The following is a 12,997-nucleotide window of genomic DNA, read 5'->3' as shown; positions in this document are numbered from 1 at the left end:
GTGGGTGCCGCGCCGGAGGGGTCGGTGCGGACGATCAGTTGAACGAATCGCCGCAGGCGCAGGAGCCCGTGGCGTTCGGGTTGTCGATCGTGAAGCCCTGCTTCTCGATGGTGTCGACGAAGTCGATGGTGGCGCCCTCGACGTACGGTGCGCTCATCCGGTCGACGGCGAGGTTGACGCCGCCGAAGTCGACGACGAGGTCGCCGTCGAGGCTGCGGTCGTCGAAGAACAGCTGGTAGCGCAGTCCGGCGCAGCCACCGGGCTGGACGGCGATGCGCAGGGCCAGGTCGTCGCGACCCTCCTGGTCGAGCAGTGCCTTGGCCTTCGCGGCCGCGGCGTCGCTCATCACGACCTTGTGCGCAGCCTCGTCCTGCACGGCGCTCTCGGACTGCACTGCGCTCTCGTTCTGCACTGTCATGGGCTCTCCCTGTTCGCTCGTACCAAAACCCGTGAACGCTTCAACCGTACTCCGCGGGGCACTATTCCCGCCGCTGGCCTCGACTTGCCGGGCGCTCGTCCCACCCGCAGGCGACGCTGTGCGCCAGGCTCGCGAGCTGCGCGGCGGCATCCGTCATGGCCAACCGCACGGACCCGGCGTGCTCGGACACCGAGTGGACACCGGCCAGGCCGAGTGCGCCGAGGTCGGGATCGGCGCCGTCGACAGCCACCTGCCCGGCCAGGACCAGCACCGGGATGCCGCGGTCCCGCGCGGCCCGCGCGAGCGCGACCGCGACCTTCCCACCGAGCGACTGGTGGTCGAAGCGTCCCTCACCGGTGATCACCAGGTCGGCGACCTCGAGCAGCGCGCGCTGGTCGGTGACGTCCGCGACGACCTCGGCGCCGGAGCGTCGGTCCGCGCCCAGCGCCAGCAGCGCGGCGCCGATCCCACCGGCCGCCCCCGCCCCGACCGTCTCGGACACCGCCGCACCCGACCGGCGGCCCGCCGCCGCACCCGACCGGCGGCCCGCCGCCGCACCCGACTGGCGGCCCGCCGCCGTGTCGAGCACCCGCGCCCACACCGCATTGCGCTCCTCGAGCACCTCCACCGCCGCCGGGTCGGCGCCCTTCTGCGGTCCGAACACGACCGCCGCGCCACGCGGACCGAGCAGGGGGTTCTCGACGTCAGTGGCCGCGATCAGCCGGATCCCGGCCAGCCGGGACCGGGCGGCGGCGAACCCTGCCGCGTCGTCGGTGCCGCCCAGTGCCCGGATCAGTCCGCGGCCGCCGTCCGTGCAGCCGCTGCCCCCGAGGCCGACGACGACGGTGCGGGCACCCGCCTCGACCGCGAGGGCGATCAGTTCTCCCACGCCGGCGCTGTGCGCGGCGACCGCGGTGGCGGGATCGGGGTCGAGCAGGTGCAGTCCGCATGCCTGTGCGGATTCGATGTACGCCACGTCCCCGGCCCGGAGCCAGCGGGCGGCGACGGTCGCGGTGAGTGGACCCGACACCGTCGCGGTGCGCACCTCGCCGCCGTGCACCGCGAGGACGTCCACGAAGCCGGGGCCACCGTCCGACCGCGGCGCCGCGGTGAGCACGTCATCGGGACGGGCCCGCCCCCACCCCACGGCGATGGCCTCGGCTGCCTCGACGCCGGTGAGGGTGTCGCCGAACGAATCCGGGGCGATCAGCACGCGCATCGGGCGAGCATAGGACGGGGTGCCGGTGCGCGCCGGACGTGCCAGGTCGTGACCTCGCCTGCCCAGCAAGTAGCCTGGTGGGGTGAAACTGCTGCGCCGAGGAAACCCCGACAATCCAGACAACGGAGACGACGGGGTCGACGAGTCGACCACTCCTGAGCCGACCACCCCGACGTCGTCCGCCGTCACCGAGGGCAAGGGCCGGCCGACGCCGAGCCGCCGCGAGGCCGAGGGCAGGCGACGGGGCCCCGTCGCTCCCGCGCCGATGACGTCGAAGGAGGCCCGGGCGCGGCGCAAGGAGAGCCGCGGCTCGAAGGAGGAGCGCAAGCTCGCGTCGGCCGAGCGTCGCGCCGACGCCGCCGACCGCCGCGCGCGGATGCTCGCAGGCGAGGACAAGTACCTGCTGCCCCGGGACAAGGGACCGGTGCGTGCGTACGTCCGCGACCTCGTCGATTCCCGGCGCCACCTGGTCGGCCTGTTCATGCCGCTCGCGGTGCTGCTGATCCTGGCGATGTTCCTCGACCCGTCGCTGCAGGCCTTCGTCACCCTCGGCATGTTCGTGATGATGCTGTTCATGGTCGTCGAGGGCGTGATAATGGGCCGCCAGATCAACAACAAGGTTCGCGAGCGGTACCCCGATTCCATCGACGGCGGGTTCAAACTCGGCTGGTATGCCTTCGTCCGCGCGTCGCAGATCCGCAAGATGCGCGCGCCGCAGCCGCAGGTCTCGCCCGGCGACGCCGTCTGACGGCCACTCGCGCAACCACAGCACTCCCGGACGGGCGCCGCACCATCGGGTGCGGCGCCCGTCCGCGTTGCCGTCCGGGTTCGCTCAGTCGACGAATCGACGCAGGTCCGGCCAGGGCGGACGCCGCAGGACCGCCAGCGTTCCGAGCGTCGCCGACACCAGGCCGATCGTCAGGCCCAGGCGTGCGATTCGCGACTCGTCGACTGCGGCACGCCAGGTCACCTCACCCTGATGGACGACGAACACGCCCACCGGCATCGACGACGCGGCGTCGCCGCCGGGCATGCCCCGCACCCGCGCCACGGTGATGACGGTCGAGCCGTCCGGGGTCTCGTACGGCTCGCCGTACACGGCCGTTGTCCGTACCGCGCGCTGCGCGCGCTCGAAGATCGATGTCACGCTTCCCACCTGCTTCCCGCCCCATCGGGTGGCTTCGACGATACGTCGTGCGACCGACACCGACGAGCGCGAACGAGCGCGCCGGCCGGGACCGGCACCTCAGTGGTGCGGCGCCCGGCCGCGCAGCACCGCCAGATCGGCGTCGATCCGGACGGCGTCCCGATCGTCGACCGAGGCCGACCCGAACGGTCGGCGGAGTCGGACCGGGGAGACAGGCGGCAGAACCGAGCGGCGTCGACGATGCACGAGGGCACCGCACGTGACGGCGAGGACGAGACATCCGAGAATGACGAGGAATCCGGTCATGGCAGTAATTGTTCGACCGCCTACTTCATGCCACCAGTGGCATGAACGACCCACTTCGTCAATATCCAGCCATAGACTGAACCCGTGCTCTCCACCGTCGCGGTCCTCGTCGTCGACCGCATCTCGATGTTCGAGTTCGGCACCGTCTGCGAGGTGTTCGGCCTCGATCGCACCGCCTTCGGGGTACCGGCCATCGATTTCCGCGTCTGCGGCACCACTCCCGGCGCACCGCTGACCACCACCAGCCCCGGCGTCACCCTGACCGCCACCCGGGGACTCGACGGGCTCGTCGGTGCGGACCTGGTCGTGATCCCGGCGTTCGCGGACCACAGCGGGTACCCCGACGCCGTGATCGGCGCCGTCCGCGCGGCCGCCGACGCCGGCGCGACGATCCTGACGGTCTGCTCGGGGAGCTTTCTCGCCGGGGCCGCGGGCCTGCTCGACGGCCGCACCTGCACCACCCACTGGAGCCATGCCGACGAACTGGCCCGCGCGTTCCCGGCCACGATCGTCGATCCCGACGTCCTGTTCGTCGACGAGGGCCCGCTCGTGACGAGTGCCGGTACCGCCGCCGGTATCGACGCGTGCCTGCACGTGGTGCGGCGCGAGCTCGGCACCGCCGTCGCCAACACGATCGCCCGCCGCATGGTCGTGGCCCCACAGCGCGACGGCGGGCAGCGCCAGTTCATCGAACGACCGGTGCCGGTCTGCGCGGCCGACGGCATCGCGGAGACACTGTCCTGGATGACCGAGCATCTCGACGAGCAGCACACGGTCGAATCGCTCGCCGCGCGGGCGGCGATGTCCTCGCGCACCTTCGCGCGCCGGTTCGCCGCCGAGACCGGAAGCACACCGGTCAAATGGCTCACCGCCCAACGGGTTCTGCTCGCCCAGCAACTGCTGGAGCAGAGCGACGACGGCCTCGAGCAGATCGCCCGCCGGTGCGGCTTCTCGTCCGCGGCGTTGCTGCGCCACCACTTCCACCGCCGGCTCGGTCTGGCCCCCGCCGACTACCGCCGCCGCTTCGGCGCGGCCGACATGCGCGTTGGTACGGTCTAGCGCGTGCACTCCCCCGCCCCACCGCGCCGCGTCCTCGTCCTCGGCGGGGCACGCTCCGGCAAGTCCGGACACGCGGAGTCGCTGATGCCGGGCGGCGACGTCCGCTATGTCGCGACCGCGCGCGTCGACCCCACCGACGTGGACTGGACCGCCCGGATCGCGGAGCATCGCGTCCGCAGGCCCGCACACTGGACCACTGTGGAATGCGGCCGCGGACCCGGTCTTTCCGCGATCCTGGGTGAGAGCGGTCCGGCGACCCTCGTCGACGACCTCGGCACCTGGCTGACCGCGGAACTCGACGACGCCGAGGCGTGGGACGCGCCGCGAGGAACCGTCACCCCCCGCTGCGACGCCCTGGTGGACGCGGTCGCGGGCTACCCGGGCACACTCGTACTCGTCAGTCCCGAGGTCGGGCTCGGCGTGGTTCCGGAGACCCGCTCGGGACGGCTGTTCCGGGACGAGATCGGCGCCCTCAACGGACGGCTCGCGCAGGTCTGCGACGAGGTGTTTCTCGCGATCGCCGGACTGACCGTGCGCCTGAAGTGACGCGACGCCGAACACGACCAGCATCGACATGAAAGGTCCACTGTGACAACCGAATCGAACACCACACCCGAGCCCACAGGCACGACGGGGGCCGCGTTCGACCCGGTCGTCGCACCGTCGGTGACGGCCCGCGCCGCCGCCGACGCCCGGCAGGGGCAGTTGACCAAGCCCGCCGGTTCCCTCGGCCGGCTCGAGTCCCTCGCCGGCTGGGTGGCCGCCTGCCAGGACCGGTGCCCGCCGCGCCTGTTCGAGCGCCCCCGCGTGGTCGTGTTCGCCGGCGACCACGGCGTCGCCCGGCACGGGGTGTCCGCCTACCCGGCGGAGGTGACCGCCCAGATGGTCGCCAACATCCTCGCCGGTGGCGCGGCGGTCAACACGCTCGCCGAGACCACCGGCGTCGGCGTGCGGGTGGTGGACATCGCGGTCGACGCCGACACCGACCCCGCCGTGTCCCGGTACAAGGTGCGCCGGTCGAGCGGAGCGATCGACCGCGAGGACGCAATGAGCGCCGACGAGACCCTCCGGGCGATCGCGGCCGGCCGGGCGCTCGCGGACGAGGAGGTCGACGCCGGCGCGGACCTGCTGATCGCCGGCGAGATGGGCATCGGCAACACCACCCCGGCGACCGTCCTGATCGCCGCGATCACCGACACCGAGCCGGTCGCCGCGGTCGGCCGCGGCACCGGCGTCGACGACGCGGGCTGGGCCCGCAAGACCGCCGCGATCCGTGACGCGATGCGCCGGGTGCGGCGCGACGTCACCGACCCGGTGGCGTTGCTCCGGATCGGCGGCGGCGCCGACCTTGCCGCGATGGCCGGATTCCTCGCACAGGCCGCGGTGCGTCGCACCCCGGTGATCGTGGACGGCGTGGTGGTGACCGCGGCGGCGATGGTGGCCGAGCAACTGGCTCCCGGCGCTCGCGACTGGTGGGTCGCCGGCCATCGGTCCACCGAACCGGCGCACGTCCTGGCGCTGCGTCACCTGCAACTCGACCCGATCCTCGACCTGGGCATGCGCCTCGGTGAAGGCTCCGGCGCGGTGGTCGCATTGCCGGTGCTGCAGGGTGCGGTCGCCACCCTCGCGAACATGGCGACGTTCGCCGATGCCGGTGTCAGCACCCGCGACGCCGGCGATTCCCCCGCCGACCCGGCGACCGGCGCCGACGCGACCACGGACTGACCGACGTGGGCGGACTGCGGTTGGCCCTGTCGTGGTTGACGGTGCTGCCGGTCCCGCACCGCGAGAGCGATCCGCCGATCGACCGGACCTCGGGCAGGCGGGCCATCACCGCGGCGCCGGTGGTCGGCGTGCTGCTCGGCCTGCTCGCGGCGGCGGTGTCGTGGCTGCTGGTCGCCGCCTCGGTTCCGTCGGCGCTCGCCGGGCTGGTCGCCGTCGCCGTCCTGGCGCTGGCGACGCGTGGGATGCATGTCGACGGTCTCGCGGACACCGTCGACGGCCTGGGCTGTTACGGCCCGCCGGAACGCGCACTGGAGGTGATGCGCAGCGGCGGCGTCGGCCCGTTCGGTGCGGCCGCGCTGCTGATCTGCCTTGGCGGGCAGGCACTCTCGTTCGGCGCGCTCGCCGAGGCCGGGCAGTGGGCAGCGGTCGTCATCGCGGTGGCGGTGGGGCGGGTGGCGGCCGTGACCACCTGCCGACCGGCCCTGTCCGCGGCAGCCCCGACCGGTTTCGGCGCGCTCGTCGCCGGAACCCAGAGCCGCTGGGTGTGCCTGGCGTGGACGGTGATCGCGGTCGTCGCCGCCGCGGCGGCGGTCCCGGACAGGTGGTGGCAGGGCCCTGTCGTGGTGGCCGCGGTCCTCGCCGCGACAGCCGGGCTGACCCGGCACTGCGCCCACCGCTTCGGAGGGATCACCGGTGACGTCCTCGGTGCGGCCATCGAGCTGACCGTCACCCTCGCGGCCCTCGGGTTCCTGCTGGGCTGCTGAGCCGTACATTCGCTGCCGCGGCGAGCCGAAGCAGCTCGTCCACCGACCAGTGGTCGGCGGCGTGCCTGCCGTACCGGGCGGCGAGGATCGAACCGTCCGGCGCGAGCAGCAGGTCCGCGGGCAGACCGAGGATGCTCTCGCCGCCCGGGCCGATCGCGCCGCCCGCCCGCACGGCGCGCATCACGACGGCCCAGCTCCCGGGGCGCAACGGCGCGGACCACACGCGCGGATGCAGCACCGCTCCCGGCGCCGACTCGATCCCGAACTCGCGGTACAGCGACCTGTCCGGGTCCGCGACCACCGCGAACGGAAGGTCCCCCTGGTACGGCCGCATCGCCTCGGCCGTGGAGTGGAACACTGCGATCTCGCGAACACCTGCGGCCTCGATCTCGTCCGCGCGGCGCGCGATCTCCCGGAGATGGACATTGCAGATCGGGCAGCCTGCGAAGCGCCGGAACTGCAGGTGCGTCAGCGCCCCGGGGTCGGGCAGGGTGATGCGGTCACCGGAGATCGTCGTCAGGGTTCGCGGCGGCACCACGTCGCCGGGTGCCGGGTGGGTCCCGCGTGCGGCGGGACGGTCGTTGATGGTCATGGTCTCGTGTTCCTCCCTATCCGTGATTCGATGGGTGACCGGGCCGGATGTCCGGGTGCCGATCGCCGTCACATCGACCGGGTTTGCCCGGTCATCCCTTGTGACCGGCGAGTGCGGAGGAATGTGACCGATGAACGACGATGCGCACCGGGTGGACGTCGCCGAGCGGTTCGACGAGCGGCGTTCGCGACTGTGGGCGGTGGCCTACCGCATGCTCGGATCGGCGAGCGAGGCCGAGGACGCCGTGCAGGAGGCGTGGGTGAGGCTCGACCGCGCCGACAGCGACGAGATCCGGAACCTGGACGGGTGGCTGACCACCGTCGTCGCGCACGTGTGTCTGAACATCCTGGCCGCACGCCGGGCACGACCGGAGGACCCGAGGGGCGTGCACGTACCCGATCCGGTGGTGACCCGCCCCGATGTCACCGGACCCGAACACGAGGCGGTGCTCGCCGACTCGGTCGGGTTGGCGATGCTGGTCGTCCTCGACACGCTCGCTCCCGCGGAGCGCCTCGCCTTCGTGCTGCACGACATGTTCGCGGTCCCCTTCGACGAGATCGCTCCGATGGTGCGACGCACCCCGGACGCCGCCCGCCAGTTGGCGAGCCGGGCCAGGCGCCGGGTCCGGGGTGTCCCCGCCCCGGCGCCGGACCGGGCCCGGCAACGCGCGGTGGTGGATGCGTTCCTCGCCGCGGCGCGAGGCGGCAGCTTCGAGGATCTGCTCACGGTGCTGGACCCGGATGTGGTGTTGCGCGCCGACGCGGGCGGAGCGGCGTCGGCGCTGGACCGGGGTGCACCGGCGGTCGCGGAGCGGGTGCTCGGCTACGCCCGGCTGGCCCGGTTCGCGCACCCCGCGCTGGTCAACGGCGCCGCCGGGATCGTCGGGATCGCGCAGGGACGACTGTTCGCGGTGTTCGGCGTCACGGTCCGCGGCGACCGGATCGTCGAGATCGACATCCTTGCCGACCCGGCACGGCTGTCCCGGATCCCCGCCGACGGTCTCGACTGAGCTGCGGCCGTGCTCACTCGGCGCTGTTCTCACTCGGCACTGTGCGCGCCGGTACGACGGAACCACGGGCGACGTCCGCGGCGCGGATCGAGGTGGCCGTCGCCGCGACCGCGGTCGGAACCCCGAATGGTCGTGACCGATTCGTCCGGGCCGCGAACGCACTCGGCGGCGCAGCGCTCGTCATGAGCGCCGCGCCGCCGGGCACGTGATCTCGAGCCGTCAGGCCAGGGTGGTCATCCAGCCGTGGGTGTCGGCGAAGGTGCCGCGCTGGATTCCGGTGAGCGTGTCGCGCAGGGCCATGGTGACCTCACCCGGCTCCCCACCGCTGATGCTGAACTCGCCGGCCGCGGACTTGACCGAGCCGACCGGGGTGATGACCGCGGCGGTGCCGCAGGCGAACACCTCGGTGATCTCACCGGATGCGGCCTTCTCGCGCCACTCGTCCGTGCTGATGCGACGCTCCTCGACGGCGTAGCCGGCGTCCGCGGCGAGGGTGAGCAGCGAGTTGCGGGTGATACCGGGCAGCAACGACCCGGACAGCTCCGGCGTGACGAGGCGGGCCTCGGACCCGGAACCGAAGACGAAGAAGAGGTTCATGCCGCCCATCTCCTCGACGTACTTGCGTTCGATCGCGTCGAGCCAGACGACCTGGTCGCAACCCTCGTCGGCGGCCTGCGCCTGAGCGACCAGCGAGGCGGCGTAGTTGCCCGCGAACTTCGCGGCGCCGGTGCCTCCCGGAGCGGCGCGCACGTACTCGGTGGACAGCCACACGCTGACCGGCTTGACGCCCTGCGAGAAGTACGCGCCGGCCGGCGAGGCGATCAGCAGGTACTTGTAGCTGTTCGCCGGTCGCACGCCGAGACCGATCTCGGTGGAGATCATGAACGGCCGCAGGTACAGCGCCTCCTCGCCGCCCGCGGCGGGAACCCAGTCGCCGTCGACGGCGAGGAGCTCGGTGATCGAGCGGTGGAACAGCTCGTCGGGCAGCTCCGGCATCGCCATGCGGCGGGCCGAGGTGCGCAGCCGCTCGGCGTTCGCGGACACCCGGAACGACGCGATCGAGCCGTCCGCCTGGCGGTACGCCTTGAGACCCTCGAAGATCGCCTGACCGTAGTGCAGCACCATCGTCGCGGGGTCCATCTGCAACGGCGCGTACGGCTGCACGGTGGCGTTGTGCCAGCCCTGCTCGTCGCTGTAGTCGATGGTGACCATGTGATCGGTGAAGTACTTCCCGAATCCGGGGGCGGCCAGTACTCGCGCGCGCTCCTGCTCCGAGGCAGGTGAGGGATGCGGAACGCGCGTGAAGTCTTGGACACCAGTCATGCGCAGAATCCTAGCGAACGCGTCGTGCACGACATTGCGCGACCACGGATTTTCGTGCTTTCCTGCCCGCCGCCCGTGGTTTGCGTCAGCGCGTGTGCAACGGCACGAACGGCGGCGCGACGACCTCGCACCGCAGCGCCCGGCCACGCACGTCGACCGTCACCTCGTCGCCCGCCGCGAGCCCGGCCGACGTGTCGAGCAGTGCCAGCGCGATGCCCACCTTCAGTGTCGGCGAGAAGGTGCCCGACGTGGTCTCGCCGACCGTGGCGCCGTCGCGGAGGACCGACTGCCCCTGCCGCAGCACCCCGCGGTCAAGGGCGCGGATCCCCCACATGGTGCGGGCGGGCCCGGCTTCCTTCTGCGCGAGCAGCACGTCACGACCCCAGAACCGCGGCTTGCGCCACCCGATCGCCCAGCCACAGCGTGCTTCCAGAGGGGAGATCTCGGTGGACAGCTCGTGCCCGTGCAGCGGGTAGCCCGCCTCGGTGCGCAGGGTGTCGCGGGCGCCGAGCCCGGCGACCTCGCCACCGGCGGCTCGCACCGCGGTCACCAGCGCCCGGAACACCGCCTCGGTGCCGTCCCAGGACGGCAGCAGTTCGTAGCCGTGCTCGCCGGTGTAGCCGGTGCGGCACACCCGCACCGGTGCACCCTCGAAAGTCGCGTCCGCGAAGGCCATGTAGTCCATGTCCGACGGAAGCCCTAGCGCGGCAAGAATTTCCGCGGACCTCGGCCCCTGCACCGCGAGGACACCGAAGTTCCGGTGCAGGTCCGTGACGGCGATTCCGTCCGGCGCCTGCGCCGCCAGCGCGGCGACCACGGCCGCGGTGTTCGCGGCGTTGGGCACCAGGAACACCTCGTCCTCGGAGACGTAGTAGGCGATCAGGTCGTCGACGACACCGCCGGTCTCGTTGGCACACAGGGTGTACTGCGCCTTGCCGGGACCGATCTTGGCGAGATCGTTTGTCAGGCAGTCGTTCACGAACGCGGCCGCCCCCGGGCCCACGACCGATGCCTTGCCGAGGTGGCTGACGTCGAACACCCCGACCGTCTCCCGGACCGCGGTGTGCTCGGCGACGACTCCGGTGTAGGACACCGGCATCTCCCAACCGCCGAACGGCGCGAAGGTGGCGCCGAGTTCGGTGTGCATCGCGTGGAGTGGGCCCTGCCGGAGTTCGCTCATGGGGCATCACGCTAGCCGACGCGGCGCGGGTCGACCCGCCGCGAACGAAGGCCGAGGCCGACCCCGCACACGTCGCACTCACTCGGACGGCGCGAACTACAGTTGCCGACAACGCAATCCTTCACACCCCAGGAGTAGATGTGAGCCCTGCCAAGTCCGATACACCGCTCGGCCCGGAGCTCGTTCTCGCCGGCTCGATCGCCAAGCGCGTCGACGTCCTCGTCATCGGATTGACCACGGGGCCTGACGGACCCGAGGCATCCGTCGGGGACGTGCTCGACGACGCCACGGCCGAAGCGGTTCTCGCCGGGCTCGTCGCGGTGGGAGCGACCGGCAAGGCCGAGGAGATCACCCGCATTCCGGCGCCGGCCGGACTGTCGGTGGCGAGCGTCGTCGCCGTGGGTCTCGGATCTGCGGACGACGTGAACGCCGAGCAGATCCGCCAGTCCGCGGGCGCCGCGGCCCGCGCGCTCACCGGCGTCGCGGTCGCCGCGACCACCCTGTCGGGACTCGACCTGGGTGCCGCCGCAGAGGGCTTCTACCTGGGCGCCTACACGTTCACCGGTTTCAAGGCGAAGTCCGCGCCCGGCGCCGACAAGCAGCCCCTCGGCCGGGTCGAGTTGCTGGTGCCCTCCCCGCGGACCGCCGCCGCGAAGAACGAACTGGCCCGCTCCGCCGCGATCGCCGAGGCCGTCGCCGTCGCCCGCGAATTCGTCAACACCCCGCCGAGCCACCTGTACCCGGAGGAGTTCGCCGCCCGAGCCAAGGCGCTCGGCACCGCCGCCGGCCTCAAGGTCCAGGTCCTCGACGAGAAGGCCCTCGAGAAGGGCGGCTACGGCGGCATCCTCGGCGTCGGCAAGGGTTCCTCGCGTCAGCCCCGGCTGGTCCGGCTCACCCACAGCCCCGCCGGTCGCGGCGTGAAGAAGGTGGCACTGGTCGGCAAGGGCATCACGTTCGACACCGGCGGCATCTCCATCAAGCCGGCCGCAGGCATGGAGAACATGACCTCCGACATGGGCGGCGCCGCGGCCGTCATCGCCACCGCGGTCCTGGCCGCGAAGCTGGGCCTGAAGGTCGGCGTCGACGCCTATGCGCCGATGGCCGAGAACATGCCGTCCGCCACCGCACAGCGCCCCGGCGACGTGCTGACCCAGTACGGCGGCACCACGGTCGAGGTGATCAACACCGACGCCGAGGGCCGGCTGATCCTCGCCGACGCGATGGTCAAGGCATGCGAACAGAACCCGGACTACCTGATCGACACCGCGACCCTGACCGGCGCACAGATGGTCGCGCTCGGCACCCGCACCCCCGGCGTGATGGGCACCGCCGAGTTCCGGGACCGGGTCGCCCGCATCTCCCAGGAGATCGGCGAGAACGCCTGGGCGATGCCGCTGCCGCGTGAGCTGCGCGGCGACCTGAACTCCAAGGTCGCGGACCTGATGAACGTCACCAACAACCGGTGGGGCGGCATGCTCGTCGCGGCCACCTACCTGAAGGAGTTCGTATCCGAGGGCGTGCAGTGGGCGCACATCGACGTCGCCGGCCCGGCCTACAACACCGGAGGCCCGTTCGGCTACACGCCGAAGGGCGGCACCGGCGTCCCGGTCCGCACGATGATCAGCGTCCTCGAGGACATCGCCGCCAACGGCTAGGCGCTTCGCGCTCGTGCGCGGTTTGCGGGTCCACACACCCACGAACCGCGCACGAGCCGTCAGGCCTCGCGGGCGCGGTTGCGCAGGATTCTCTGCCGAGCGTCGTGGTCGCGCATCCGCTGCGGATAGCCGGTCTTGCGCACGTCGTAGACGGGGATGCGCAGGTCCTCGCCGAGCTTGCGCGCCCCACGCTCGCCGCCGACCGCGCGACGGGTCCACTGCCCGTCGGCCGCGACCAGCACCACCGTCACCGGGGTGACGGTGGTGCGCGGCTCGACGAACGCTTCCACCCCCACATGGGTGCGCGCCCAGTCCGCCAGATGGCGGGCATCGGCACCGCTGGTGCGCTCGTCCCGCCCGCGCCTGCGCCCGAACATCTCGCGCAGTCCCATGGCCCTCACCTCGTCACCTGGCCGACATCGACAGATCCTGGACATTGCAGTCTGCCAGCGATTGCTGTGAGGTTCGTGAGGACGATGTGACAAGCCCCTCAGGGGACGCAGGAAATCGATCAATGCAAGGATGAACGTGCACCGCCGCGTGGCCGCCCGGTCGATTGGCTCGTCCACCGCCACCGACCCCGCGACAGCAGCTGTATTG

General features: G+C 72.2%; 16 protein-coding genes. 8 read left to right on the top strand and 8 right to left on the bottom strand.

Going from position 1 to position 12,997, the window contains the following annotated elements:
* Positions 1–34: 34 nt before the first annotated feature.
* Positions 35–418, bottom strand: a complete 384-nt coding sequence (locus ACWDU4_RS05560; protein ID WP_450112850.1) for a HesB/IscA family protein — start codon at positions 416–418, stop codon at positions 35–37.
* Between the two features lie 61 nt (positions 419–479).
* Positions 480–1,637 carry a glycerate kinase family protein gene (locus tag ACWDU4_RS05555; RefSeq protein ID WP_450112849.1) on the bottom strand — a complete coding sequence of 386 codons (1,158 nt, stop codon included), beginning with the start codon at positions 1,635–1,637 and terminating at the stop codon, positions 480–482.
* A gap of 82 nt (positions 1,638–1,719) precedes the next feature.
* Between ACWDU4_RS05555 and ACWDU4_RS05550 the strand changes: the two genes are divergently transcribed.
* Complete coding sequence (locus ACWDU4_RS05550) at positions 1,720–2,385, top strand: DUF3043 domain-containing protein (RefSeq protein ID WP_450112848.1); 666 nt, start codon at positions 1,720–1,722, stop codon at positions 2,383–2,385.
* Positions 2,386–2,469: 84 nt separating this feature from the next.
* Here ACWDU4_RS05550 and ACWDU4_RS05545 read toward each other — a convergent pair whose 3' ends face one another.
* Together ACWDU4_RS05545 and ACWDU4_RS05540 are read right to left on the bottom strand one after the other, a co-directional pair.
* Positions 2,470–2,784 carry a hypothetical protein gene (locus ACWDU4_RS05545; protein ID WP_450112847.1) on the bottom strand — a complete coding sequence of 105 codons (315 nt, stop codon included), beginning with the start codon at positions 2,782–2,784 and terminating at the stop codon, positions 2,470–2,472.
* A gap of 99 nt (positions 2,785–2,883) precedes the next feature.
* Positions 2,884–3,090, bottom strand: coding sequence for a hypothetical protein (locus ACWDU4_RS05540; protein ID WP_450112846.1), 207 nt, complete (start codon positions 3,088–3,090; stop codon positions 2,884–2,886).
* A gap of 84 nt (positions 3,091–3,174) precedes the next feature.
* On the opposite strand from ACWDU4_RS05540, the gene ACWDU4_RS05535 reads away from it, so the two are divergent.
* The 4 genes from ACWDU4_RS05535 to ACWDU4_RS05520 are packed head-to-tail and all read left to right on the top strand — an operon-like array spanning position 3,175 to position 6,638.
* Positions 3,175–4,149 carry a helix-turn-helix domain-containing protein gene (locus tag ACWDU4_RS05535; protein WP_450112845.1) on the top strand — a complete coding sequence of 325 codons (975 nt, stop codon included), beginning with the start codon at positions 3,175–3,177 and terminating at the stop codon, positions 4,147–4,149.
* Positions 4,150–4,152: 3 nt separating this feature from the next.
* Positions 4,153–4,695 (top strand): bifunctional adenosylcobinamide kinase/adenosylcobinamide-phosphate guanylyltransferase, encoded by a 543-nt coding sequence (locus ACWDU4_RS05530; RefSeq protein WP_450112844.1) that lies wholly within the window; start codon positions 4,153–4,155, stop codon positions 4,693–4,695.
* A 42-nt stretch (positions 4,696–4,737) separates the two neighbouring features.
* Positions 4,738–5,874, top strand: coding sequence for a nicotinate-nucleotide--dimethylbenzimidazole phosphoribosyltransferase (cobT, locus tag ACWDU4_RS05525; RefSeq protein WP_450112843.1), 1,137 nt, complete (start codon positions 4,738–4,740; stop codon positions 5,872–5,874).
* A gap of 5 nt (positions 5,875–5,879) precedes the next feature.
* The gene (locus ACWDU4_RS05520; protein ID WP_450112842.1) at positions 5,880–6,638 is read left to right on the top strand and encodes an adenosylcobinamide-GDP ribazoletransferase; all 759 of its coding nucleotides are present in this window, start codon (positions 5,880–5,882) and stop codon (positions 6,636–6,638) included.
* Here ACWDU4_RS05520 and ACWDU4_RS05515 read toward each other — a convergent pair.
* Positions 6,601–7,230 carry a peroxiredoxin-like family protein gene (locus tag ACWDU4_RS05515; protein ID WP_450112841.1) on the bottom strand — a complete coding sequence of 210 codons (630 nt, stop codon included), beginning with the start codon at positions 7,228–7,230 and terminating at the stop codon, positions 6,601–6,603. The genes ACWDU4_RS05520 and ACWDU4_RS05515 overlap by 38 nt on opposite strands.
* A 130-nt stretch (positions 7,231–7,360) precedes the next feature.
* On the opposite strand from ACWDU4_RS05515, the gene ACWDU4_RS05510 reads away from it, so the two are divergent.
* The gene (locus ACWDU4_RS05510) at positions 7,361–8,239 is read left to right on the top strand and encodes a sigma-70 family RNA polymerase sigma factor (protein WP_450112840.1); all 879 of its coding nucleotides are present in this window, start codon (positions 7,361–7,363) and stop codon (positions 8,237–8,239) included.
* 41 nt (positions 8,240–8,280) lie between these two features.
* Positions 8,281–8,448 carry a hypothetical protein gene (locus ACWDU4_RS05505; protein ID WP_450112839.1) on the top strand — a complete coding sequence of 56 codons (168 nt, stop codon included), beginning with the start codon at positions 8,281–8,283 and terminating at the stop codon, positions 8,446–8,448.
* 10 nt (positions 8,449–8,458) lie between these two features.
* On the opposite strand, the gene ACWDU4_RS05500 is transcribed toward ACWDU4_RS05505, so the two are convergent.
* Both ACWDU4_RS05500 and gcvT read right to left on the bottom strand, forming a co-directional pair.
* Positions 8,459–9,562 (bottom strand): branched-chain amino acid aminotransferase, encoded by a 1,104-nt coding sequence (locus ACWDU4_RS05500; RefSeq protein WP_450112838.1) that lies wholly within the window; start codon positions 9,560–9,562, stop codon positions 8,459–8,461.
* 85 nt (positions 9,563–9,647) lie between these two features.
* Complete coding sequence (gene gcvT / locus ACWDU4_RS05495) at positions 9,648–10,742, bottom strand: glycine cleavage system aminomethyltransferase GcvT (protein WP_450112837.1); 1,095 nt, start codon at positions 10,740–10,742, stop codon at positions 9,648–9,650.
* Between the two features lie 140 nt (positions 10,743–10,882).
* On the opposite strand from gcvT, the gene ACWDU4_RS05490 reads away from it, so the two are divergent.
* A complete protein-coding gene (locus tag ACWDU4_RS05490; RefSeq protein WP_450112836.1) occupies positions 10,883–12,397 on the top strand; it encodes a leucyl aminopeptidase in 1,515 nt (504 codons plus the stop codon).
* A 59-nt stretch (positions 12,398–12,456) separates the two neighbouring features.
* On the opposite strand, the gene ACWDU4_RS05485 is transcribed toward ACWDU4_RS05490, so the two are convergent.
* Positions 12,457–12,789 (bottom strand): oxidoreductase, encoded by a 333-nt coding sequence (locus ACWDU4_RS05485; RefSeq protein ID WP_450112835.1) that lies wholly within the window; start codon positions 12,787–12,789, stop codon positions 12,457–12,459.
* Between the last annotated feature and the right edge of the window lie 208 nt (positions 12,790–12,997).

The sequence above is a fragment of the Rhodococcus sp. NPDC003348 genome, assembly GCF_053589375.1.
The sequence above is the reverse complement of the archived record's forward strand: the minus strand, read 5'-3'. Positions and strand labels throughout refer to the sequence as shown.

What these genes read in the sequence shown, in the direction of transcription:
- ACWDU4_RS05560 (WP_450112850.1), bottom strand. Translation starts at nt 418, where the DNA reads ATGACAGTGCAGAACGAGAGCGCAGTGCAGTCCGAGAGCGCCGTGCAG.
- ACWDU4_RS05555 (WP_450112849.1), bottom strand. Translation starts at nt 1,637, where the DNA reads ATGCGCGTGCTGATCGCCCCGGATTCGTTCGGCGACACCCTCACCGGC.
- ACWDU4_RS05540 (WP_450112846.1), bottom strand. Translation starts at nt 3,090, where the DNA reads ATGACCGGATTCCTCGTCATTCTCGGATGTCTCGTCCTCGCCGTCACG.
- ACWDU4_RS05515 (WP_450112841.1), bottom strand. Translation starts at nt 7,230, where the DNA reads ATGACCATCAACGACCGTCCCGCCGCACGCGGGACCCACCCGGCACCC.
- ACWDU4_RS05510 (WP_450112840.1), top strand. Translation starts at nt 7,361, where the DNA reads ATGAACGACGATGCGCACCGGGTGGACGTCGCCGAGCGGTTCGACGAG.
- ACWDU4_RS05500 (WP_450112838.1), bottom strand. Translation starts at nt 9,562, where the DNA reads ATGACTGGTGTCCAAGACTTCACGCGCGTTCCGCATCCCTCACCTGCC.
- gcvT (WP_450112837.1), bottom strand. Translation starts at nt 10,742, where the DNA reads ATGAGCGAACTCCGGCAGGGCCCACTCCACGCGATGCACACCGAACTC.
- ACWDU4_RS05485 (WP_450112835.1), bottom strand. Translation starts at nt 12,789, where the DNA reads ATGGGACTGCGCGAGATGTTCGGGCGCAGGCGCGGGCGGGACGAGCGC.